Source organism: Ktedonobacter racemifer DSM 44963, assembly GCF_000178855.1.
Taxonomy (GTDB): Bacteria; Chloroflexota; Ktedonobacteria; order Ktedonobacterales; family Ktedonobacteraceae; genus Ktedonobacter; species Ktedonobacter racemifer.
On sequence record NZ_ADVG01000003.1, the window covers coordinates 278221 to 299962 of the forward strand.

Annotated in this window: 21 protein-coding genes and 1 rRNA gene; 12 read left to right on the forward strand and 10 right to left on the reverse strand. The window is 55.1% G+C overall.

Features of this window, described 5'->3' with window-relative positions; genetic code table 11:
- The first annotated feature begins 1 nt into the window (after window position 1).
- A complete protein-coding gene (dinB, locus tag KRAC_RS30255) occupies window positions 2-1090 on the forward strand; it encodes a DNA polymerase IV (RefSeq protein ID WP_007913939.1) in 1089 nt (362 codons plus the stop codon).
- 50 nt (window positions 1091-1140) lie between these two features.
- Here the strand turns inward: dinB and KRAC_RS30260 are convergent, their stop codons facing one another.
- From KRAC_RS30260 to KRAC_RS30295, 8 genes are all read right to left on the reverse strand, one after another.
- Window positions 1141-1500 (reverse strand): nitroreductase family deazaflavin-dependent oxidoreductase, encoded by a 360-nt coding sequence (locus KRAC_RS30260; RefSeq protein ID WP_007913941.1) that lies wholly within the window; start codon window positions 1498-1500, stop codon window positions 1141-1143.
- 32 nt (window positions 1501-1532) lie between these two features.
- Entirely contained in the window at window positions 1533-2213 is a 681-nt protein-coding gene (locus KRAC_RS62820; RefSeq protein WP_007913943.1) for a VOC family protein, read from the reverse strand.
- A gap of 145 nt (window positions 2214-2358) precedes the next feature.
- Window positions 2359-3948, reverse strand: coding sequence for a sensor histidine kinase (locus KRAC_RS62825; protein WP_052568711.1), 1590 nt, complete (start codon window positions 3946-3948; stop codon window positions 2359-2361).
- Entirely contained in the window at window positions 3945-4655 is a 711-nt protein-coding gene (locus KRAC_RS30275; RefSeq protein WP_007913947.1) for a response regulator, read from the reverse strand. The genes KRAC_RS62825 and KRAC_RS30275 overlap by 4 nt, the downstream gene beginning before the upstream one ends.
- Before the next feature lie 72 nt (window positions 4656-4727).
- On the reverse strand, window positions 4728-5513 hold the full coding sequence (locus KRAC_RS30280) for a hypothetical protein (RefSeq protein WP_007913949.1): 786 nt from the start codon (window positions 5511-5513) through the stop codon (window positions 4728-4730).
- A gap of 27 nt (window positions 5514-5540) precedes the next feature.
- The gene (locus tag KRAC_RS30285; protein ID WP_007913950.1) at window positions 5541-6443 is read right to left on the reverse strand and encodes an ABC transporter ATP-binding protein; all 903 of its coding nucleotides are present in this window, start codon (window positions 6441-6443) and stop codon (window positions 5541-5543) included.
- Window positions 6444-6477: 34 nt separating this feature from the next.
- Window positions 6478-7200 carry a hypothetical protein gene (locus KRAC_RS30290; protein WP_007913951.1) on the reverse strand — a complete coding sequence of 241 codons (723 nt, stop codon included), beginning with the start codon at window positions 7198-7200 and terminating at the stop codon, window positions 6478-6480.
- A gap of 236 nt (window positions 7201-7436) precedes the next feature.
- Entirely contained in the window at window positions 7437-8453 is a 1017-nt protein-coding gene (locus tag KRAC_RS30295) for a phosphotransferase enzyme family protein (RefSeq protein ID WP_007913952.1), read from the reverse strand.
- Window positions 8454-8743: 290 nt separating this feature from the next.
- On the opposite strand from KRAC_RS30295, the gene KRAC_RS30300 reads away from it, so the two are divergent.
- The 3 genes from KRAC_RS30300 to KRAC_RS30310 all read left to right on the forward strand — a co-directional run bounded on the left by KRAC_RS30300 (window position 8744) and on the right by KRAC_RS30310 (window position 11091).
- Window positions 8744-9238, forward strand: a complete 495-nt coding sequence (locus KRAC_RS30300) for a hypothetical protein (protein ID WP_007913954.1) — start codon at window positions 8744-8746, stop codon at window positions 9236-9238.
- Between the two features lie 258 nt (window positions 9239-9496).
- Complete coding sequence (locus KRAC_RS30305; protein ID WP_007913956.1) at window positions 9497-10501, forward strand: quinone oxidoreductase family protein; 1005 nt, start codon at window positions 9497-9499, stop codon at window positions 10499-10501.
- Window positions 10502-10623: 122 nt separating this feature from the next.
- Entirely contained in the window at window positions 10624-11091 is a 468-nt protein-coding gene (locus tag KRAC_RS30310) for a nuclear transport factor 2 family protein (RefSeq protein ID WP_007913958.1), read from the forward strand.
- A 185-nt stretch (window positions 11092-11276) separates the two neighbouring features.
- Here KRAC_RS30310 and KRAC_RS30315 read toward each other — a convergent pair whose 3' ends face one another.
- Window positions 11277-12095, reverse strand: a complete 819-nt coding sequence (locus KRAC_RS30315; protein WP_007913960.1) for an alpha/beta fold hydrolase — start codon at window positions 12093-12095, stop codon at window positions 11277-11279.
- 259 nt (window positions 12096-12354) lie between these two features.
- On the opposite strand from KRAC_RS30315, the gene KRAC_RS30320 reads away from it, so the two are divergent.
- From KRAC_RS30320 to KRAC_RS30345, 6 genes are all read left to right on the forward strand, one after another.
- Window positions 12355-12924 carry an RNA polymerase sigma factor gene (locus tag KRAC_RS30320; protein WP_007913961.1) on the forward strand — a complete coding sequence of 190 codons (570 nt, stop codon included), beginning with the start codon at window positions 12355-12357 and terminating at the stop codon, window positions 12922-12924.
- Window positions 12925-13788 (forward strand): hypothetical protein, encoded by an 864-nt coding sequence (locus KRAC_RS30325; protein WP_007913963.1) that lies wholly within the window; start codon window positions 12925-12927, stop codon window positions 13786-13788. It abuts the gene before it with no gap.
- 90 nt (window positions 13789-13878) lie between these two features.
- Window positions 13879-14841 (forward strand): ABC transporter permease, encoded by a 963-nt coding sequence (locus KRAC_RS30330; RefSeq protein ID WP_007913964.1) that lies wholly within the window; start codon window positions 13879-13881, stop codon window positions 14839-14841.
- Window positions 14842-14897: 56 nt separating this feature from the next.
- Window positions 14898-15776, forward strand: a complete 879-nt coding sequence (locus KRAC_RS30335; RefSeq protein WP_007913966.1) for an ABC transporter ATP-binding protein — start codon at window positions 14898-14900, stop codon at window positions 15774-15776.
- Between the two features lie 131 nt (window positions 15777-15907).
- Window positions 15908-16024, forward strand: a 5S ribosomal RNA gene (gene rrf, locus KRAC_RS30340).
- A 168-nt stretch (window positions 16025-16192) separates the two neighbouring features.
- Window positions 16193-16951, forward strand: coding sequence for a DUF72 domain-containing protein (locus KRAC_RS30345; RefSeq protein WP_007913968.1), 759 nt, complete (start codon window positions 16193-16195; stop codon window positions 16949-16951).
- An 18-nt stretch (window positions 16952-16969) separates the two neighbouring features.
- Here KRAC_RS30345 and KRAC_RS30350 read toward each other — a convergent pair whose 3' ends face one another.
- The gene (locus tag KRAC_RS30350; protein WP_007913969.1) at window positions 16970-17995 is read right to left on the reverse strand and encodes a substrate-binding domain-containing protein; all 1026 of its coding nucleotides are present in this window, start codon (window positions 17993-17995) and stop codon (window positions 16970-16972) included.
- Window positions 17996-18348: 353 nt separating this feature from the next.
- On the opposite strand from KRAC_RS30350, the gene rhaI reads away from it, so the two are divergent.
- Both rhaI and KRAC_RS30360 read left to right on the forward strand, forming a co-directional pair.
- Window positions 18349-19572 (forward strand): L-rhamnose isomerase, encoded by a 1224-nt coding sequence (gene rhaI / locus KRAC_RS30355; protein WP_007913970.1) that lies wholly within the window; start codon window positions 18349-18351, stop codon window positions 19570-19572.
- Window positions 19573-19642: 70 nt separating this feature from the next.
- Complete coding sequence (locus KRAC_RS30360; protein WP_007913972.1) at window positions 19643-21733, forward strand: bifunctional rhamnulose-1-phosphate aldolase/short-chain dehydrogenase; 2091 nt, start codon at window positions 19643-19645, stop codon at window positions 21731-21733.
- Window positions 21734-21742 lie beyond the last annotated feature (9 nt).

The following is a 21742-nucleotide window of genomic DNA, read 5'->3' on the forward strand; positions in this document are numbered from 1 at the left end:
TATGCCACACCCAGGCCGTAAGATCATTCATATCGATATGGACGCCTTCTACGCCTCCATTGAGCAGCGCGACCGCCCGGAGCTACGTGGCAAACCGGTCATCGTCGGCGGCGACCCCAATCGCCGTGGCGTGGTCGCGACCTGCTCATATGAGGCACGCCGCTTTGGCATCCACTCCGCGATGCCCTCGCGCACGGCCTTCAAGCGCTGCCCACACGCCATCTTTGTCCCGCCACGCTTCGAGGTCTACCGCGCCGTCTCTACGCAGATCATGCAGATCTTCCACGACTACACCGAACTGGTCGAGCCTCTCTCACTCGATGAGGCCTTCCTGGATGTGACTCACAACAAATTCAACATCCCCTCCGCCACCCACGTCGCACGCGAGATCAAGCAGCGCATCTACGAACACACCCAACTCACGGCCTCCGCCGGCGTCTCCTATAACAAGTTTATTGCCAAATTAGCTTCTGACTATAAGAAGCCCGATGGTCTGACGGTCATCACACCCCAGCAGGCCTCACGCTTCCTTGAAAGCCTCCCCATCCAAAAATTCTTTGGCGTAGGGCGCGTCACCGCCTCGCGCTTCCAGGAGCATGGCATCCATACCGGGGCGGATCTCAAGAGCTTGAGCGAGGAACGCCTGCGCGAACTCTTCCAGGAGCGCGGCAGCATGTTCTATCGCTATGTGCGTGGAGAGGACGAGCGCTCGGTCGAACCCATCCGCGTGCGCAAATCGGTCGGTAAAGAGACAACTCTGGCGGAGGATCTCGCCCTGGCAGAGCATGCAGAAGTCATACGCATCCTCACAGACCTCGCCGAGAAGGTCGAGCGCCGCCTGGTCGAACTCGATCTCCAGGCCAAAACCGTGGTCCTCAAACTCCGCTGGAGCGACTTCCAGCTCATGACGCGCCGTGCCACGCTCCCTCAAGCCTTCCAGGCGAAAGAGGTCATGCTCCAGCATATTCAAGACCTCCTTGATCAAGTTGGTCCCCAGGGCCATGTACGCCTCCTCGGCGTCACCGTCTCCCAGCTCGAAAAGCGCGGCACCCCAGCTCACCACACTCCCACCCTCTGGGACCTTGTATAGAGTAAGGAATGAGATGGTAGCCTGGCGCAGCCAGGCTACCATCTCATTCCTTACTCTATATCCACTGCCACAGTCAGGGAGCGGCGCGACCAGTCACGCAGGTCCTCGTTGGAGCGGGGGGCATACTTGGAGAAGACGAGCTGGCGCGCTCGTGCATCCTCCTCGCTGCCCTCAGCCACTACCCGCCCTCGCCCCTGCTTACGTGTGGTCTTGATACGCACCTCCACCTCGGGCTGGCGCTGAATGTTCTTGACCCAGTCCGCCTTGTCACGACCTCCAGAGAGCATGTAGAGCGTTGAACCCACCAGGGCGAACCAGATCTCGATGGTGTGCGCCTTGCCGCTCTTACGCCCCGTCGTCGTGAGATAACAAAAATTCTCGCTTACATACATCTGTAACACTTCTTGCATCCCGGCAATCCTTTCGTCCCAATGCAGTACGCTTACTCTGAGACCTGCTCCAGCACGTAGGGCAGGCCCTCTATCTGCTGGTGAGCCTGGCGTGGCCCCCGCATCCGCACCGTTACTGGCGCCACGACCGCCCCCACCTCCGTTGGATACCAGGATCGGCCAATCTCCACCACGATCAAGCGTCCATCCAGGTCGCCTATGGCGGCAAATTGTGGACCCTCGCTCCCACGAAAAGCCGATTGCGCAAAGTCGCGCTTCAACACCTCAACCTCGGCTGGCACAGAATGGACCGGCAGACCAATCTCGCTGACACGTAGCAGGTCCCGCGCCGGCTCAAAAGCTCCCGGCGCATCATTCTCCAGATCATGTAACGCAATAAACTCGACGTTATTGCCGGCAGGATCATAAAAGTAGACCGAAGAGTTATTCCAGGACCCAAAGAGAAAGCGATTCTGACCATTCTGCGTTATTGGCTCTGTCAAGGCACTGATCCAGGCATAAGCAGCCTCAAACTTATTGCGCGGAATGGTAAAGGCGAAATGATAAACGCTATCCGCCTGCTCCGTCACGCGAAACGTCACACGTGTCGCCCCCGCGTCAAAGGTAAAGCTCTTCGCATCCTCCTCTACCAGGGGTAGACGAAAGGTATCTATATAAAAGGAACGCAATTCCTTGAGCTTATGTGTTGCAAGCTCTAAATGCGTAAATCGCATACTGACCAGCCCTCCAATACAATGTGAGAAGTGAGTGTTAGATGATAACCACTCGCGGTGCATATAGCATACCAGAAGCACAAGCGACCCACACTGTACGGAGGGGAAGGAAACAACTGTCCAAAAGGGCTAATAGGCCACGCTTTTAGTCCACGACAGGGGTGGCAACGCGCAGGCGCATGCTAAAGCAACTGCCTTCACCCAGGCGACTCTCGACGGAGATCTCTCCACCCATCGCCTCAATCCACTCTTTACAGAGCGCAAGGCCCAGGCCCGCGCCTCCGCGTGTATGACTTCCAGTATGCGTTGCCTGGTAGAAACGCTCCCAGATATGAGGGATATCTTCAGCAGCAATCCCTTCGCCCGTATCCTTTACCTGTAACACGACCCATTCCCTTTCTTGATAACCTGCGACCGCGATCATTCCGCCTGGAGGCGTGTGCCGTAACGCGTTATGAATAAGGTTATGGAATGCCTGCTCCAGGCGCATGGCGTCACCCATGACTGACGGCAATTCGGGCGCAAGTTCTACGATCATCTCAATATGATTTGTCTGCCTCACTAGAGACGCCCGTGCTTCAACAATACGCGACGCCAGGGAGAAAATATCTATGGATTCCTGGCGCAAGGTAAGTCGTTCGACCTCTTCACGCGAGAGGGTAAACAGATCATCAACTTGAGTTTGCAGGTGCAATATCTCTTCCTCCATGACCTGGAGGTTGCGCTGTAAGGCTGGCATGGGTTGCTCTTGCCAGTGCCCAAGCGTGATTTCAAGATAGCTACGCAACGTTGCTATTGGTGTACGCAACTCATGTGAGACGTTTGCCATGAGCTGACGCCGCTCTTGCAGTAGGTTTGTCACAGTATCACGTTCCTGCTGTAGCTCTACTACGACCCGCCGCAAATCGTCCATAGTCTCCTCCAACGTCTCAGCCATCGCGTTGAAGTCACTTTGCAGTTGAGCAACCTCATCTTCGCCCTCCACCTGGATGCGCATAGCATAGTTGCCTTGACGAAACGCCCCTGTAGCGATTGCCAGGGCTTTAAGACGAGGTTTGGTGCGCCGCACGATGACGTAGGCAATGATAATTGAGAGCGGCAGCATCAGAAGTAAAACGCAACCGCCGAGCAGGGCCATACCTAATACTATCAGAATCACCAGCGATAGATCGGCTGTGACAATAGAGGCCCATAATATACCCGCAATTATAAATATGGCGATAAAAAACAACGCACCAGAGAGATGCGCATGCGTAAATGCCCAGAGCAGCCGCCTCCTCCGCAACTGGTTCCAGTTCAGCCAGAGCCGCATTCCTCCTCGCGTAACGACAAAGGCGCATAGATTACAAACGCTCGCGATGCCTACCGCCTGTTCTGCGGTAAACTTCCAATGCGTGGCAGGAGCCAATCCGCCACCCGGCAGTAGGTCTAGCGACCACGTAATCCCGCCAAAGACAAGGCTCCATAGTATTCCTGACCCGGCTTCGACCAGCATCCGCCCCCAATGTCTCTGCTTGAATAGTGGGAAGCGCAGCCCATAGAGGAACATGCATAATGGCCCCACTATAAATAGGAAGAGCGAACGCAATACGGAAGGTGCGACCAGGACGGTCAGCACCACCAGTCCCGCCCAGACACACCCGGCCAGAAGTAACATTTCCAGCATCGCTCGCCAGTATCGTTCTGCCCATAAAGCCGCACGCTGCGAACGCCATAGAGATGTCATCAACTTCATGCTCCCTGCTTTCTGGCCCGCCAGCGATAGCCAATGCCCCAGACGGTCTCAATGCAGTCTCCCAGCATACCCAACTTCTGCCGCAAACGCTTGACCGTTGTATCAACTGCGCGCTCAGTCACATTAGCCTCGCTCTGCCAGACAAGATCCAGTAAGTATGGCCGGTGAAACGCGCGCCCTGGATTACGCAATAACAGGTGCAGGAGCGCAAACTCATTCGGACTGAGATCGAGCTCCACCCCTTCTAACATCGCCTGGTGTATCTCTAGATTCAAACTCAATCCTTCATATACCAGGACCTGGGCCGCCGCTAACGTACGATCGGCTCGCAACATCTGCTCCAACAGCTCAGTGCGCCGCAGCATGGCGCGGACGCGTGCAAGCAACTCACGCATACTAAAAGGCTTGGTCAAATAGTCGTCTGCGCCAACTTCCAGGCCGATCACACGGTCAATCTCCTCGCTGCGCGCGGTCAGCATTAAGACTGGCGTTGGTGCCACCTGCCGCATGCGCCGCAAGACCTCCAGGCCATCTAGTTCGGGGAGCATCCAATCCAGGATAACCAGGTCTGGTCGCTCTTTGTTGTGCATAGACAGGGCGCTCTTCCCATCGCCTACATGGAAGACCCAGTAATCCTGCGCCTCCAACTCCTGTTTAATGGCCCGCGCCAATTCTGGCGCATCCTCTACCAGTAATATGCTTGTCATCGCCCCGATCCTTATAGCAAGATGCAGAAAATTGACCGACGCGTGCTAAAGCACGCGTCGTGCCATACGCCTCTATGATCTCCGTCCCTGTTGCCATCGCAAAAGCAACGGTAACAAAAGCATAACCAGGAACGCGACACAGATCAAGAGCAGCATGCTTTCGATGCCCTGCAAGGTTGTAACTCCCTCGATACCTGGATTACAGACGCCCTCGTGCTTCGCAGCATTAAAGAAAGCGGTACACATGTAGCTTCCAACTGGCGTCAGTGGCGTCTCACTAAGCGATGGGATACCAAAGCCAGGCAGCAGGTTGCCCCAGAACCAGTACCCGACAAAGAGAAACTGGTAGAGTGGCGTCCACATGAGCGCCGGACAGGCAAGCGAGAAGGATGCTATAAAGAAAATTCCGGGCAGGACAATGGTGGCAAAGGCCACCAGGGCGATGGGCAGACCCGCCAGTGTTTGCCAGCGCCCCAGCAAGTAGCCCACACCGACGCTGTAGACAATAATAACAGGCAGCAACGTTGCCAGCGTGCTCCCTATATATTTGCCAAACAAACGCATGGAGGAGGGGGAGCGATACGTCGTAAGCAGTTCGTCTACGCGTGTGCGCCGATCCCGCGAGAGACGGTCCGCCAGCAAAATGCCGACCGCGATAGCCAGGATCGAATGCATCTCCATCGTCCAGTAGACAATCGCCTCTCCCACTGATGAAGAGATTGGGCGTCCCCATGGCTGGTGAAACTGGCTTAGAATCAATCCCAACGCCAGGCAGGTAATCCAGATGGCAGGCCGACGCGCCTGCATACGAAACTCATAGCGTAGTGCTCCCAGGAAAACATCAAGCTGGTTCATCATTTTCAATCCTTTGCTACAAACTTACTACTACGCAGGTCTTCCCGCGACCAGGTCATCAGGGCGTTGCTCGCGCATCAGCCAGATATACCCATCCTCTAAGCTCGGTTCCACTGCAAGCGCGTTGGGAGCAGGAGCCTCCTCGCTTACAATGCGGTAGAGTACCAAAGGACCATTATGCAATGCCGAAACAACAGTCAGTGCCTTGTCTGGCCTCTCCCCTGTTGGTAGCGACATCTGCCATACCCGTCCCTGAGCTTGCTGAAGCAACTGGGAGAGCGTTCCTTGAAACACGACGCGCCCGGCGCGCATCACAGCCAGGTTCTGGCAGGTTTGCGCGATATCCTCAACAATATGCGTCGAAAGCAACACCGTTCGCTGGCCGCCCAGATCCGAGAGCAAATTGCGAAAACGGATGCGCTCCTCAGGGTCAAGGCCCGCCGTTGGCTCGTCAACGATGATAAACTCTGGATTGTTTACCAGCGCCTGGGCAATGCCTACGCGGCGTTTCATACCACCAGAGTATGTCTTGAGCTTGCGGTTCGCGACATTGCTCAAGGCGACCATTTCCAATAGCTCCTCCACCTGTTGCCTGCGTGCCTGCCGATCAGGCACTCCTTTCAGGATTGCTACATAATCCAGAAACTCACGGGCTGAAAGGTCAGGATACATCCCCAGGTCCTGAGGTAGATAGCCCAGGGTACCCTTAATCTCGTCGCGTCCTCGTTCTGTTGTACCATCATAAGGGCCAACACGAATGCTGCCACTCGTTGGCCGCAGAATGCCAGCCAGGGTCCGCATCAAGGTTGTCTTGCCCGCGCCATTAGGTCCTAGCAGGCCAAACATACCACCAGGGATCGTCAAATGCAGGTTCTGTAATGCTTTTACGCCACCACGATACTCTTTATGTAGAGCAGAGATTTCGATGCGCATAACCATAACTCCTTATAGAATTTCTTGTCCAATCTTATTCTTCGCTCGCGCTCTCCATCAGCAGTGCTTCGGTATTGTGTAGAAGAAACCAGCCAACAATTAGCAGGATGAAAGCAGTAGCCGTGACCTCTCCACGATTGAGCAACCAGAAATCAATCGTAGGAGCCAGCGTGGTTGGGAAGAGGAACAGAGGCTTCAGCCAATCAATAAAGATGAAGTAACCATAGAAGATGGCCTCGATAATCCAGAGACCGGCCAGGATGGCGCCGCTCGCCATGCGGCTACGTAGGAGTAAGGCCAGGCAGAGGCCAACAGCAGAGAACCACAGCAACGGTGCCAGCCAGGTACATTGTTCAGCGAGCACCTGGGGGATAACACCCCAGGTTCGCACCTGCACGGGAATGCGCCAATATTTCCAATGGTAGATGAAGGTGCTCGCCACAAGTGAGACAATTCCGACCCAGCCTATCACCATGCCCAGGCGCGCACTGACCGTGAAGCGATACTTGCGTGGCATCGTCAACTGCAACTCAACAGCCGGATCGTAGCTTACAAGCGAGGCGACGATAACACCCGCCGCCATAGGCAGTAACATCTCCAGGCCACCCGTGAAGATCTGCGCTATTCTAAGCGGCAGAACATGCATCAACGCCAACAAAAAACCTACTACAGCCAGGCCCACAACGATGAGCAATGGCGTCAAAAATGCCCAGCGCCCCACCAAGCGGAGTTCGTAACGTAGTTGATCAAGTGCCATATCTTCCCTCCTCGTAACATGCCTGTTGCACTCATGCCCCAGCGCTTTTCACTAGCGTTCACGCATTCCCAACAAGCTTCACTGTTAGAGTACAAGAAAGACATGGCACGAAAATCACATCTTTGTCGCAAAACTGTGACGAGGAAAAATTAAAAAAAGTGCTACTGGTGTACGCGCCTACTTTCACTTCGGAAAGTAGGCGCGTACACCAGTAGCGCCGAGCAGTAGTACTGCCTCTAAAGCTGCTTCACCTCCCACTCGCGCAGGAGACGCAGGGTTCTCTGTATCATACGCTCAAAGCCCCTGGCCCCAGAAGAGGGCTGGAGCGAGGCCACAAGCGCGGTATGCCAGACCTCGCGGAGCGCGACAAACGCGGGAATGCTCGCCAGGTCCACCTCAGCCAGTGGACGAACTTCGGTATAGCCCTTGAGGAAGGACTGCCAGAGTGTATCGTCGGGGTCCATGTTATAAAAGCCCTCGCACCAGCGTACCACAGCCAGATCATAGGCCCGCCAGCCCGGCGCGCAACAATCGAAATCAAAGAGGGTAATCGTACCGTCTTCGTCCATATGCTCATTCAGTATATGGCTATCCCCATGACAGACACCCCAGTCTAAGCCCTGTGCCGCAAGTTGCTGTATCAGCGCTCGCAGGCACTCCACCAGTTCCTCCAGATAAGCCCAATCACTGGCAGAACCAGTATAGAGCGGCTGAATCGTCTGAAGCGATTGATCAGCGAGGAGCGTGAGGTCCAGGGAAGCACGTTGCTGGGCGCTTGTAAACTCATTGGTGGCGTTATGCATAGCTCCCATCATACGACCATGCAGATAACTATCCCTGGCACCATGCCGGTCCAGCTCCACGCCCGGTGCGTACGTGAATAACACTATCTGCCGTAGTCCCTCGGGTGCCTGGAGCGTACAGACAAAGCTGCCATCCCTCTGAGGCACAGGCATGGAGACTGGAATCCCCCTTTGGTCGAGATAGCGCACAACATCAATCTCATACAGCACATCCGAGAGCGAGCGCCAGCCCGCGCGATAGACACGCAAGATATACTTCGTCGTGCCTGACTGTACCAGATAGGTATCGTTGACACCACGAGTCAGGAAGAGGCAACTGACCTGCTCATCCAGGCCATACAGGGATAGCACCTCGGCAAGCAGGGCCTCCGGCGCGAGGATAGAATGCGTTACGGGGAAAGGAACACTAAAAGCTGGCCTATCCGCCAGCGTATCTAATATATGAGGCATGATAGCTCTCTCCATCTTGTTGTAGAGTATATTCAACAGGATCGAAAGCTCTCGCCATCACGCCTCATCAATGAAGTATGTACACAACCTGTAGGGTCCATGCTTGCATGGACTAAAAAACGTACGGCGTGACAGGAGGCATTCGCATCAAAATGAGGGATATTATTGTGGTCTTCATAGGCACCTCCCCTGGACGCATCTGTCACGCCGTCCATGCGTAGATAGAGAACCGCTTGATGCAGAAGCGGGCTGACAAGATATTATTGTACCATGAAGAGAGCAGGTAGATAATGGGAATGCAACATAAGTTCTGGCTTTTGAGAGAAGATCAATACACATATACAGTATGGCAGGACCTGGCGTCTCAGTGTGACGCCCCTGTAAGTTTACATGAGGATATCTTGCGCTATTTCTTTGACTCTCTGCAATGGATACCCACACTCAATCCCGCAAAGCCAGGGCTACCAACAGGCTATGGTCTGAACTGGTGGGGTCCAACCATAATTAATCAGACGGGTGGCTCAGTATTTTATCGCGTGTGGAGCGCGTGGAGTCAACTTCTCTCATGCGGTCCAGAAAAGTTACGGCTACAAGGCGCTTTTACCTGGCAATGGCCCTTTCCTGAATCAGAACATCTTTTAGAGGAAGACCAGATACATATCCTAGGGTGCTATGAAACGCTGGATATTAATCGAGACGAGCTGATAAGCATCTGCACTACCTTTGCGGGGTTTGGAGAACAGGCAGCAACAGGAGAATTCTTTATTCTTCATGAGGGCATCTAGCGCGGCATGGTCAGGCTGGCAGCAATTATGCTCCTATTAAACGCTCAAACTCGAGGCACTGAGCGGTAAATGACATGAAATGCCATTTACCGCTCAGTGCCTCGAGTTTTGCATTGTGCACTACATGCTGAGTGTACAATGTGTGTTATATTGTGGTATATATTTGTAAGTAGTATTTACAGCAGTAAGAGCGTGTAAGTACAAAGTTGCAGAATAATTCAAATCATATAGGAAGAAATAGCAGGAGGAAACCCCACAATGAAAATTGTTCGTTTTGAGGAGTATGGTGGTCCGCTTGTTATTGTGGATGAACCTGAGCCTGAACTACAAAAAGGGCAGCTCCTCATAAAAATGTCTTATACCGCCATAAACATGCGCGATATAAATATTCGTGCTGGTTTATTCCGAAACTTTCCGCCGCCGATGGGCGTGACATCACACATTCTTGGAAATGAAGGTTCTGGTATTGTTGTAGCATCAGCTGGCGAACAGGAGATCTACCCGCTTGGAACACCGGTCATCTTTCGTGAAGCCTATCATCTTCCGCATGGAGGAACGTGGCAGGAATATGTCGTCGCGACTCCTCAGGATGTTGTACTTCTTCCTGAAGGGAAGGATGTACGCCAGGCGGCGGCTTTGCGTACTGCCTACCAATCTGCGTACCTCGCGCTTGAAATTGGAGGGTTTTCTTTCACTGATGCGTCAGAGCAGGTTGTGCTTGCGACAGCCGTTGGAAGTGGAACGGGAAACGCCGCACTACAAATAGCACGCGCCTATGGGGCAAAGCAGGTGATTTCCACAGCGGGTAGCAGCGCGAAAGCAAACAAGGCACAAGAGCTAGGCTTCCATGAGGTAATCGATCTCTCCCGTGAAACGCTGGTGGAGGGCGTCAAGCGGCTCACGAATAGCGAAGGGACTGATGTAGCGCTGGATGTTTTGGGAGGCCCATATATTGCTCAGGCTCTTTCAACATTAAAAATAGGCAAAACTCTGGTCGTCATCGGCAATGCCGCAGGCGATTTTCAGATATCACTCTCCATCTTTGAGTTGATGGCGAAACGAAGAAGCATGCGCTCGTTAAATGTGATCCTGACTCCTCTTCCTGAACGAGCACATGCGCTGCAAGAAATTCTGCGACTCTGGCAAACAGACGCGATCACTCCTCTTGTCGATAGAGTGTTTCCCTTTACAGAAGTTGAAGAAGCACAACGTTACTATACAGACCATCGGCCCCTTGGCAAGGTGCTCCTTTCGTTTGAGTAGAGGCATCCACGTCAAGAGGTGACACGGATCCACTACGTGGACTCAAAGTACTGTCCCTTTTCAGATAACGTGACTTTGCTGGTAGATGAGCCATGAGGAAATTTTTCCAGAAGGAGAATAGGATGCCATTGAGCGAAGATATCCTTCAAAGATTGGAAACGCTGGAGTCAGAGAACATGATCAGGAGGCTCATGGCCGACTACACCGAGGTACGAGACCGAAATATAGGTGAAGGCGATTATATCTCGAACCTCTTTACCCCTGATGGGATCTGGGAGGGAACCGGACAATTTGAAAAAACGCTTGGTCGTTTCGAGGGGCGTGAAGCGATCAGGCAGCGCTTTTCGCAAAAGCTTCCATTCGCGATACACTATCTGACAAATGAATGCATAACGGTAAACGGTGAAACTGCGGTTGGGAAATGGAAATTGTGGCACCCCTCCACGATTCAGGGACGTGCTATGTGGGTTGCTGGACACTATCACAATAACTTTATCCGTATAGACGAGGTGTGGAAATTCCGGCACCTACGTATCAGCGCTATTTTTGTCGCTCCTTACGAAGAAGGTTGGGCAAAGATACCGGATTGACCAGGCGACGACTAAAGGAATAGAACACGCAGCGAAACTGAAGCTGGTTGATACCAGGACGCATCCCTCTGGTGTCACCGTCCTGGTATCAACCAGCCCCAAAAGTAGCAATACTTCCCATGCACCCGTTCTCAGCTCGCTAAAAAGATGCAACAGAGCATGCGCACTGCGGGAGTGCAGGATTATCAAGCGTGGCGCAAAAATGCCTGAACTGAAGCCATCGCCTCATTATATCTATCCCTATGAATGCAATGTCCAGCACCTTGTATATACGCAACCTCTCCGTTATGCCAGAGGCTACTGGCTTCCTGCGCAATGTTAGGCGTGACAATGGCACCTGCTTCAGGATCGCCTGTAACCAGCAGAACCGGGCAGGCAATACGTGCCAACACCTCACGCCAGGGAATATTTGCCTGCCAATGGTGAAATACCTCGGGGTTGAACTCAACCTTTGAATCTGCCCAGGGAGCAAGCTCAGCCTCACCCCAGTTGGGGTTGTCCTTTCTGGCCACGACCAGTCGCTCTTCTGGTGAAAGCGCTCTCAGATTCAGAATCCACTGCAACGTCTGCTGAAATCCGGGCGCTAGTTCATCATCGCGCTTTTCAGCCTGAGGCTCATCCCGAAAAGGCGGATCTTCCAACACAATAGCCCGCACACGTTCAGGAACCTGAGCGGCCAAAACAGCCGCAGTCATCGCACCCCTGGAATGACCAAATACATAGGGCTTTTGTAAGTCCAGCGCCTCAATAAAGGCCGCGACATCCTCCGCCAACACGCTATATGACAAATTTTCCAGTGAGCCACCTGTACGCCCATGCCCGCGTGCATCAAGCATATAGACCACAAAATCCGCCTGCAGATCGCGTGCCACAGGCGTCCAGCAAAGTCCGTTGTCCATGACGCCATGCAAAAGAATAATGGCTGGTTTCGCTGTATCACCTGCACGATGATAGTGAATCGTCAGGCCATTGACCTGAACAAAATGCTCGGACCATTCTGTCATCGTTACGTCACCCTTTCTCAAGAAGAATCGCTCTTCTGTTTTCCTGGCTCCTGGACCACTAAAGCGCGTGGTCGCAGTGAGCACAAAGGTACTTGTAGTGAGGATAACAGACGATGGTGAGCCAATCAAGACCTCAAACTCACCCCTTTCCGAGAGGATAATCAGGCTTTTGCCTTGCCTCGCACTCGCGAACCTTTTGTGGCTCTTGCTCGTAACAGGAAACAGCATACTACTGAAGGAGCCCACAAAGGCAAGCCTTATGCAAGAAAGAAGCGATGAACAGTTGATGGCAGCGGTTCAGGTAGGCGATCAGGTGGCATTAGCCGAGCTGGTCACGCGTCACCATGGCCCATTACTCGGCTATCTCTACCGTCTCGTCGGAGGCGATCGGCAGCTTTCCGAAGATCTGGTTCAGGAGACCCTGCTGCGTGTGCTGCGACAAGGCACGTACCAGCCTGCTCGCCCATTTAAGCCCTGGCTCTATACGATTGCCACCAACCTGGCACGCGACCATTTCAAGTCCGCCGCAGTACGCCAGGGCTGGCGAGGGGGGGATGAGGAGAAAACGCTGCTCCACCTGTACGACAGCACCCCTGGCCCAGAAGAACGCGCGCTGGCGGCAGAGCAGGACAGCGAGGTGCGGACAGCGATTGCTCAGCTTCGTGAGGAGTATCGCATCGTGGTAGTGCTGCGTTTTTATCAAGGCTTCAGCTTACAAGAAATCGCTGAGACGCTTCACATTCCGCTGGGTACGGTCAAATCGCGGCTCTCGGTGGGCGTTCACCGATTGCGCGCTATGCTGGCCCCAGTACAGGAAGGAGTGGATTAGATGTCCCATCCCCAATCACCCTGGCCGTTTGAGCAGCCAGAGCAACTAGGAGAGTTGCTGCGCGAGCAGGGAGCCTCGCCAGAAGAGCGTGCTGATCTGCTTCCTGCCTTGCGTCGCCTGTCCGAGTGGCAGGCACCACAGCCGGAACCCGCAGACACCCGGCGTCTGCTTGCCCGGCTGACGCCCGCGCTGCGCGCGCCTTCGCCTGTGCGCCAGGCCATCCACGCGCATCAACAGCGCCGGCACGCGAACGTCTCCTTGCTACTGGCAACAGCCCGCGCACAAGTCAGCCTCTTCGGCCTGGGCTTCTGGCTGGTGAGCGCGCTCGTGACCCTGGTGGGTTCCGTGGTCGTGTTGAGCAAAATCCTTTCCGACCAGGAAGTGGTGCTGCGCGCCAGCGGGCCGCTTCTGGCCTACCTGGGGACCCTCGTCGCTTTTCGCGGGAAAGGAGCGCGGGTGCTGGAATTGGAACTGGTCTGCCCGCCCTCGCCGCTACAGCTAGTCATGGCCCGGCTGGTGATTGTGCTGGGCTATGATGTTGGCCTGGGTCTGGCGCTGGGTCTGGCGCTCTGGGCGGGCGGCGCTGAGCATGTGCTGGCGCTGACGCTCTCCTGGCTCATGCCCTTGCTCCTAGTCGCGGGATTGGCTCTGCTGCTGACGCTCCGCCTCCCGGTCCAGGCAGCAGCCTCCCTGGCCTATGGAAGCTGGCTGGCCATCCTGACCATCTGCAGCACCACCAATCTCCAGGCGCTCCTGCTCACGCCTGAGCTTTCGGTACTACCGGGCTGTATTGGCGTCGTGCTGCTGGCCATCGCGCTGCTGCGCCTCCACGCTGACATGCACCGCCTACTCCCTCGTCCATAAGGTTCGCGAACCTTTTTGAGGGCTGGCTCGTAAGAGGCACGTGCAGCAAGTGTCGCACCTTCAAACTCTAATACATAAAAGGAGAGTATCGTGAATATCACTGCATTGACCGGCACCGGCCAACAAACCCAAGCGATTGGGCGCCCGAGTCCGCTCCTGAGCGTTATGGCCTGGGAATTTCGTCGCTTTCTCGCCAGCCGCCTCTTCTGGTTTCAGGCTCTCGGCCTCTTTGGTTTCTTGCTCCTCATGACATGGGCCTTGCACGCGCCAGATCAATTTAGTGCAGGCGTGAGTCGCGGAGGGGGAGGGAGTGGTGAATCGCTCAGCGGCTTTGTTGCCGGAACCAGCACGGGTGGGCTTCTTCATACCCTGCCAATCGTTCTGGTGGTGCTGGTTCTCCTTCTGCCCTTTCTCACGGCTGATGGCGTGACGCGAGATGTACACCGGCGCACCCACGAACTGCTCATGACAACCGCGCTGCCAACCTGGGCGTATGTCTGGGGGCGCTACCTGGCGGGCCTGGTAATAAGCCTGGGGCTGGCACTCCTGTTGCTGGCTTCCATCCTGGGGATGGGCGGGCTGTTGCATCTGACCATCACCAACTATCCAGTGCCAGAGATTGGCAATGTGCTACTTCTCTGGGTCGGCATGGTCTTACCAGCGACGATCCTGGTCAGCAGCTTCGGTTTTGCCCTGAGCACCCTGCTTCCGCGTCTGTCCACACTGGTCAAGGTGGTGATCATGGTGGCATGGATCGTGGGAGCGCTGGTGATCCCCCTCGGGTTGGGCAATACCACTCCCCCTGCCTGGTACGTCAATTGGGACCCGACCAGCGGGATAACCGCGCTTGGGATACTTCCTTCATATTCCATTAACCTCGGCCCTACGATAACGAACGAGGCGCAACTTCAGCAACTCATTCTCTCCGTTGAGAACAAGATGCCCGACATTGCGGGCTGGTTCGCGCCACACCTGTTGCTGGGCGGGTGCAGCCTGGCGCTGGTGCTGGTCGCGGCCCTCGCCTTCAAGCGGTCCCGCGACGTGCTTCACTAAGATGCTCGTGACTTCTTTCCAGGGAGGGAACGCGCTCAAAAAAGAAAGAGAGAACAATGATGGAATTGACGATTGAACGTCTGAGCAAGCGCTATGGGCAGCATTGGGCGCTGCGTGAGCTTTCGCTACACTGCGAACCAGGCCTGCTGGGACTGGTTGGCCCCAATGGCGCTGGCAAGACAAGCTTGATGCGGATGATCGCGACCCTGCTGGAGCCCACTGAGGGGAGCATCCGCTGGAACGGCCAGGATATCCGCGCTCATGGCGAGGCGCTCCGGCGGGTGTTGGGCTATCTGCCGCAGGATTTTGGCATCTACCCGGAGTTCACTGGACGACAGTTCCTGCGCTACCTGGGCGCGATGAAAGGGCTGCCCAGGTCGCTCGTCAATCGGCGCGTCGATGAGGTGCTGGAGATTGTGAATCTGGAGCAGGAGGCCGATCGCAAGCTGCCCACCTATTCCGGCGGCATGAAGCAGCGCATCGGCATCGCGCAGGCTCTGCTCAACGACCCCGAACTCTTGATTGTTGATGAGCCGACCGCGGGACTCGATCCCGCCGAGCGCGTGCGGTTCCGCACGCTGCTTGCCAGCCTGACCAGCAACCGGATCATTCTACTGAGTACCCATATCATCAGCGATGTGGAGGCCGTTGCCAACCGACTACTGATTGTGCAGGAGGGGCGCGTGCTGGCCGATACAACGCCTCTGGCGTTGTTGGCACACACCGCAGGATCGGTCTGGAGTGTGACCACTGATCAAGCCACTGCCTTGCAGTTGCAGGCGACCTATCAAGTCAGCACGATGGTCAACCAGATGAACGGCATCACGCTACGTATCGTCAGCGCCACGTGCCCGCACGAGGCTGCCGTCGTCAGTGACCCCAGCCTGGAAGAAGCCTATCTGCTGGCGACGGGCAGACAAGCCATTCGGGTCTGACAGGAGTGCGCACTCTCCTCCAGGAAGCTCGGTGGGTTGATCCGCCGAGCTCGCAAAAAAAGTGTTGACAAATCACCAAGAGGATGGTATTATGCATCATGTCAATCGGAACCGCTTGTATGCGCAGGCGAACCGGTGGTTATTGCGAAGAGGGTACACCCGTTCCCATCCCGAACACGGTAGTTAAGCTCTTCAGCTCCAACGATACTTTGGGGGCAGCCCCACGGGAAAATAGGACACCGCCGTTTCGCCCGCTCACACGGGTGGTTCTTTTTATTATCTGGAAACCATCCATGATACACATGCGCCATCTTGTAATCAAGAACGATGCGACCAATCACCCTCCTGCCTCGTGTACCCTATGATCTGCAATGAAGAGAAACACCTTTACCAGGACAATTCCGGAGGATGGGCTTATGATCTGGATTGGCACATCAGGTTGGATCTATCCACACTGGATTGGGCGCTTCTATCCAACACATCTGCCCATGCGTGAGCACCTGGCATACTACGCCCAGCACTTTCCCACAGTCGAGATTAATCGAAGTTTTTACCGTCTGCCCACATACGAGCAGTTTCACGCGTGGAGTGAGCAGACACGTTCGCATCCCAGGTTTCGCTTCGCGGTCAAAGGTAGTCGCTACCTTACGCATATGAAAAAGCTTCTGAACGCAGAAGAAGGGATAAACCGCCTCCTCACTGCCGCCGAGGGACTGGGAGAACTGTTGGGGCCATTCCTTTTTCAGCTCCCTCCTCACTGGCATGCCAATCCGGAGCGCCTGGAACAATTTCTCAGCCAGCTTCCACACAAGCTTCAAGTAGCTATTGAGGTCCGCGATGTCTCCTGGTTCGCACCAGACATGGCGACCAGGATAGCGCAGCTATTTACACCTACCAGCAACACTACGCTAGCCATAGCGATTGGCGGAACGCTCCCAACGCCCCTCGACCTTCCTCCCCTGGGATCATTTGGATACGTGCGTTTTCACGCAGGGGCCAACGGCATTGGTCTTAGCGACGATGAGCTGTCCATCTGGGCCAAACGACTCGCACACGATGCGGAACAGGGACGAGAAATCTATGCCTATTTCAACAATGATCCCGAGGCATACGCCATCCATAACGCGCTACGACTACGCGAAATGCTAGGATCACTCGCCGCCTCACCCAGCTGAAATGCACCCTTTTTCTTGTCAGAACGCAGACTCGTTTTTCATCAGGAAGGTCGAGGTCCGTATAATCAATTCTGGCTGGTAGATGATGTGCTGATGCTGATGTTTTTCACGATTTGCCATCTCATCCAGGAGGAGTTCTGTCGCCGTTCGTCCCAGCAGGTATTTCGGTTGACGAATGGAGGACAGCGCAGGCGAAAGGGCACTGGCAAACTCGATATCATCATAGCCGATCAGGGCCATCTCATTGGGAATCTGGATGCCACGCTGGAGCAAGCCGCGCATCACGCCGAGCGCCAGTAAATCATTGGCACAAAAGACAGCCGTTGGCTTGCGCTCATGGTGCAATAATGTCTCCACGCTTTGCTCGCCAGCACGAGTATTCTGCGTTCCGGCAGAAATCTCAACTATCACCTGGTTGGGATCAAGGCCTGCTGTTTTGATCGCCTGATACATGCCCTCTCGCCGCTCTTCACACTGACGAATACTGAGCGGACCACTCACAAAGGCGATACATCGGTGCCCACGTTCCAGCAGATGGTTTGTGGCTAGCGCCCCTCCTTGTCGATCATCAACAGCAACTGAGCAAAGACTCTGCGTCTGGTCTGGTCGATCAAGGAGCACCACTGCGATATCCTGCTGGTGCAAGCGTTGGAGATCGCTCAGGTCATTGCTGGCCGGAGTAATCAAGATTCCTGCAATTCGCTGCTCTTCGAGCATATGCAGATAGCTGCGCTCTTTCTCCAGCGAATCATCTGAATTGCAGAGGATGACGATGTAGCCAGCCTCATTTGCCGCGTCTTCGACACCACGCGCCACTTCGGTAAAAAAAGGATTGGTTACATCTAGAACTACCAGGCCGAGGTAGCGACTACTCCCAGCCCGCAATTGATGCGCTGGGGCATTGCGCACAAATCCCAGTTCCTTGATTGCTGCCTGCACACGCTGCCGCGTTGTCTCCGCGACAATCTCCGGGCGATTGAGCACATTGGAGACCGTTCCCAACGATACTCCCGCCTTTTCGGCAACATCACGAATACTTACCATGCGCTTTTCTTTTCCCTGCTCTTGACAAGAGCATATCTCATCCCCTCTGCGTGTTGCGTCATTTCCAGTGAAACGTTTCATTGGTGTTTTGTAGTATAGCAGGCCGAAGGCCGATCGAAAAGGGGCCAGCTGGCAGCATCAGCTTCGGGGGAGGGTTTGTTACGTCTCTGAAGGGGCAATGCCTCCTCTTCTGTGCTCTTGACAAGAGCACACTTCATCTCCTATACTAATTGAAACGTTTCAAGTGAACTGGTTCAGTTTTTTATTTTCTGCTCATAGGGCTTTCAGAACATTTCCACTCGTTCTCAGAGGCATGCTGCATCTGGATTTCGATGAAGAAGAGGAGCAAAGCTATGGCCGAACACTTTGAACAGATACGTGCGACACTGGCTCAACAGGGCACTGACATTGAACAGGTGATCGCGCACATACAGACATTTTCCATCGAGACCCCTTCGTGGGGCTACGGCAATTCGGGGACGCGCTTCAAAGTGTTTCCCTGGCCAGGGGCGGCGCGCGACCTGCGCGAGAAGCTGGCTGACGCCGCCCAGGTTCAGCGCGTCACTGGCTGTTGCCCAACGGTCGCGCTGCACATTCCCTGGGACCAGGTTGATGACTGGCAAGAGATCAAGGCGTATGCCGAGCATCTGGGTTTGCGCCTGGGTGCGGTCAATCCTAATCTCTTCCAGGACCATGCTTATCGTTTTGGGAGTCTCTGTCATTTCGACAAGGGAGTGCGCTCCCAGGCGATTGCGCATGTACTCTCCTGCATTGAGATCGCGCAAAGCATAGACTCGAATGTGATCAGTCTATGGCTGGCTGACGGTACCAACTATCCCGGCCAGGATGACCTGCGCCACCGCCGCCATCGTCTTCTTGATTCGCTCCAGACCATCTATGCTGCCTTGCCTGATAGGATGCGTCTCTTGATTGAGTATAAGTTTTTCGAGCCAGCCTTTTACTCGACGGATCTGCCTGATTGGGGAACGTCGCTACTTATGGCGCAGAAGTTGGGACCAAACGCCGAGGTGCTCGTGGACACCGGCCATCATCCCCAGGGAACCAATATCCCGCAGATTGTCGCGCAGTTGCTGGATGAGGATCGTCTGGGTGGGTTTCATTTCAATGACCGCAAGTACGCCGATGATGATCTGATTGCTGGATCACTCAACCCCTTTGAACTCTTTTGTATTTTCCATGAGATTGTTGGTGCGCAGCACGAGAGCAATGCCAATGCCGGTCGCATCGCGTATATGATCGATCAATCGCACAATATCGAGCCCAAGATTGAAGCGATGATTCAGAGTATCCTCCATATCCAGACGGCCTATGCGAAAGCGCTGCTGGTCGATCGTGTGGCCTTGCAGCAGGCGCAGGAGAGCGGCGACGTTCTGGGTGCATATCGCGTGCTCCAGGCTGCGTATGAAACCGATGTGCGCCCGTTGCTCACAGAAGTCCGTGTGCGTCAGGGACTCGATCCCGATCCCATTGCAGCCTTCCGTTCCAGTGGCTACGCTGAGCAAGTAGCTCGTGAGCGCACGCTGGGCGAAAGCGTAGGCGGCTATCCTGGTGCATAAGCTGGTGCGCAACTGACTTTCGCTTCCTGAGAAGATATTGCTTCTGTTTAAAAGACCCGAGGAATTGATTATGGCATCTTTACTTTTCTCGTCCACCCTGACCCAACTCGTCGAGCGATCACGTTGGCTGGGTGCTGACCGTTCCGTCTGCAACTGGGGCGGCGGCAACACTTCTGCCAAAGCGGACGAACGAGATTTCCGCGGACGAACGGCCCGTATTCTGTGGGTTAAAGGCTCTGGCTCGGACCTGGCAAGCTGTACTGAGGCATCGTTTACTGGTCTGTATCTGGATGATTTGCTGCCTTTACTTGAGCGCGAGCAGATGAGCGATGCCGAGATGGTCGCGTACCTGGGACACTGCTTCTTTGATCCTGGTCGTCCACGCCCCTCTATCGAAACGCTCTTGCACGCTTTTTTGCCCTTCGCCCATATTGACCATACCCACGCGGACGCGGCCAATTATTTTGCCTGTGCCGCCAACGGAGAAGCGCTTGCTCACGCGTGTTTTGGCGATGATCTGCTCTGGATACCTTACCGTCGCCCTGGCTTCGGGCTGGCTCGCGAGGTTGCCCTGGCCGTGCATGCACATCCAGAGGCCAGGTTAGTCATCCTGGCCAAACACGGATTGATCACCTGGGGCGAGACCGACGAGGAGTGTTACGCCTCTACATGCTCGACCATTGCCCGTGCGCGTGAGTTTGTTGAAAATCGAATCTCAGAAGCACGTCGACCACTCTTTGGTGGCCCGCGTGTTCCCTCCCTCCCAACAGAAGAACGAAGGTCCGTTGCTTCGCAGATCGCGCCGACGCTACGTGGACTGGTCTCTGTGGATAAACACCAGGTCCTGCGGTTTGAAGATGACGAAGATGTGCTCACCTTCGTGTCCAGCCAGGATGCTCCTCGCCTGACCACCATTGGCGCGGCCTGCCCGGATCACCTGGTCCATACAAAACCCTGGCCCTTGCTGGTCGAGTGGACTCCCGACCAGGGTCGTGAGACCCTGGCTGAAGCAGTGGAGACCGGGATCGCGGCCTATGTGACCCGTTATCGCCAGTATCTTGCAGAGAACCTCAGCCAGAACCTTGATCCTGATGCCTCCCTCCCGGTCTTTCGTGAAGCAGATGCGGCTAGTGATCCGCATCCTCGCGTGATTCTGATTCCCGGCGTTGGTATGTTTACCACAGGCAAAGATATGGCTCTGGCTGAGGTCTCGGCGCAACTCTATCATCGCGCCATTGCCGTCATGCGTGGGGCTGAAGCCTGTGGCGGTTTTATTTCGCTTTCGGACGCGGAAAGCTATGCGGTCGAGTACTGGCCACTAGAGCAGTATAAACTCAAGCTCGCTCCTCCTGAGCGCGAGTTTGCGCGACGCGTGGTACTGGTAACTGGTGCGGCTGGCGGCATTGGCTCAGCCATCTGCCGGCGTGTCGCACAGGATGGAGCACATATCGTGGCCACCGATATCGATCTTGCCAGCGCGGAACAACTGGCTACCACTCTCAATCAGCAGTACGGTCCAGGGCGAGCGCTCGCCATCAAAATGGATGTGACCAGCGAGGAGAGTGTGCAGGCAGCGTTTGAGCAAGCTGCGTTAAGGTTCGGTGGCATCGATATTATTGTCAACAACGCGGGACTCGCCTCCAGCGCGCCCATCACCGAGACCAGCCTGACCGAGTGGAACAAGAACTGGAACGTGCTCGCCACTGGCTATTTTCTGGTGGCACGCGCTGGTTTCCAGCTGTTGCAGCAACAGGGACGTGGAGGCAGTCTCGTTTTTGTTGCCAGTAAGAACGCGCTGGTGGCGGGCAAAAATGCTGCCGCCTATTCGACTGCCAAGGCAGCCGAGGCCCACCTGGCACGCTGTCTGGCCGAAGAAGGTGGTCAATTCGGGATTCGCGTCAACACGGTCAATCCTGATGCAGTGCTTTCTGGCTCACGCATTTGGGGAAGCGCCTGGCGAGAGGAACGAGCGGCGACCTATGGGGTTGCGCCTGACCAGTTGGAAGAGGTCTATCGCAAACGAACCACGCTTGGCGTCAATATTTTGCCCGAAGATATTGCGGAAGTAGTAGCGTTCTTTGCCTCGCCAACGCGCTCCAGCAAGAGCACCGGCAATATGCTCAACGTCGATGGAGGCGTCTCTGCCGCGTATCCGCGCTAAGAGAGGAGA

Excerpts from the sequence above, each read along its gene's own strand:
- KRAC_RS30280 (WP_007913949.1), bottom strand. The coding sequence starts at position 5,513 with ATGATGAACCAGCTTGATGTTTTCCTGGGAGCACTACGCTATGAGTTT.
- KRAC_RS30300 (WP_007913954.1), top strand. The coding sequence starts at position 8,744 with ATGGGAATGCAACATAAGTTCTGGCTTTTGAGAGAAGATCAATACACA.
- KRAC_RS30305 (WP_007913956.1), top strand. The coding sequence starts at position 9,497 with ATGAAAATTGTTCGTTTTGAGGAGTATGGTGGTCCGCTTGTTATTGTG.
- dinB (WP_007913939.1), top strand. The coding sequence starts at position 2 with ATGCCACACCCAGGCCGTAAGATCATTCATATCGATATGGACGCCTTC.
- KRAC_RS30320 (WP_007913961.1), top strand. The coding sequence starts at position 12,355 with ATGCAAGAAAGAAGCGATGAACAGTTGATGGCAGCGGTTCAGGTAGGC.
- KRAC_RS30290 (WP_007913951.1), bottom strand. The coding sequence starts at position 7,200 with ATGGCACTTGATCAACTACGTTACGAACTCCGCTTGGTGGGGCGCTGG.
- KRAC_RS62820 (WP_007913943.1), bottom strand. The coding sequence starts at position 2,213 with ATGCGATTTACGCATTTAGAGCTTGCAACACATAAGCTCAAGGAATTG.
- KRAC_RS62825 (WP_052568711.1), bottom strand. The coding sequence starts at position 3,948 with ATGAAGTTGATGACATCTCTATGGCGTTCGCAGCGTGCGGCTTTATGG.
- KRAC_RS30295 (WP_007913952.1), bottom strand. The coding sequence starts at position 8,453 with ATGCCTCATATATTAGATACGCTGGCGGATAGGCCAGCTTTTAGTGTT.
- KRAC_RS30350 (WP_007913969.1), bottom strand. The coding sequence starts at position 17,995 with ATGGTAAGTATTCGTGATGTTGCCGAAAAGGCGGGAGTATCGTTGGGA.
- rhaI (WP_007913970.1), top strand. The coding sequence starts at position 18,349 with ATGGCCGAACACTTTGAACAGATACGTGCGACACTGGCTCAACAGGGC.
- KRAC_RS30345 (WP_007913968.1), top strand. The coding sequence starts at position 16,193 with ATGATCTGGATTGGCACATCAGGTTGGATCTATCCACACTGGATTGGG.
- KRAC_RS30275 (WP_007913947.1), bottom strand. The coding sequence starts at position 4,655 with ATGACAAGCATATTACTGGTAGAGGATGCGCCAGAATTGGCGCGGGCC.
- KRAC_RS30335 (WP_007913966.1), top strand. The coding sequence starts at position 14,898 with ATGATGGAATTGACGATTGAACGTCTGAGCAAGCGCTATGGGCAGCAT.
- KRAC_RS30260 (WP_007913941.1), bottom strand. The coding sequence starts at position 1,500 with ATGCAAGAAGTGTTACAGATGTATGTAAGCGAGAATTTTTGTTATCTC.
- KRAC_RS30315 (WP_007913960.1), bottom strand. The coding sequence starts at position 12,095 with ATGACAGAATGGTCCGAGCATTTTGTTCAGGTCAATGGCCTGACGATT.
- KRAC_RS30325 (WP_007913963.1), top strand. The coding sequence starts at position 12,925 with ATGTCCCATCCCCAATCACCCTGGCCGTTTGAGCAGCCAGAGCAACTA.
- KRAC_RS30285 (WP_007913950.1), bottom strand. The coding sequence starts at position 6,443 with ATGCGCATCGAAATCTCTGCTCTACATAAAGAGTATCGTGGTGGCGTA.
- KRAC_RS30360 (WP_007913972.1), top strand. The coding sequence starts at position 19,643 with ATGGCATCTTTACTTTTCTCGTCCACCCTGACCCAACTCGTCGAGCGA.
- KRAC_RS30310 (WP_007913958.1), top strand. The coding sequence starts at position 10,624 with ATGCCATTGAGCGAAGATATCCTTCAAAGATTGGAAACGCTGGAGTCA.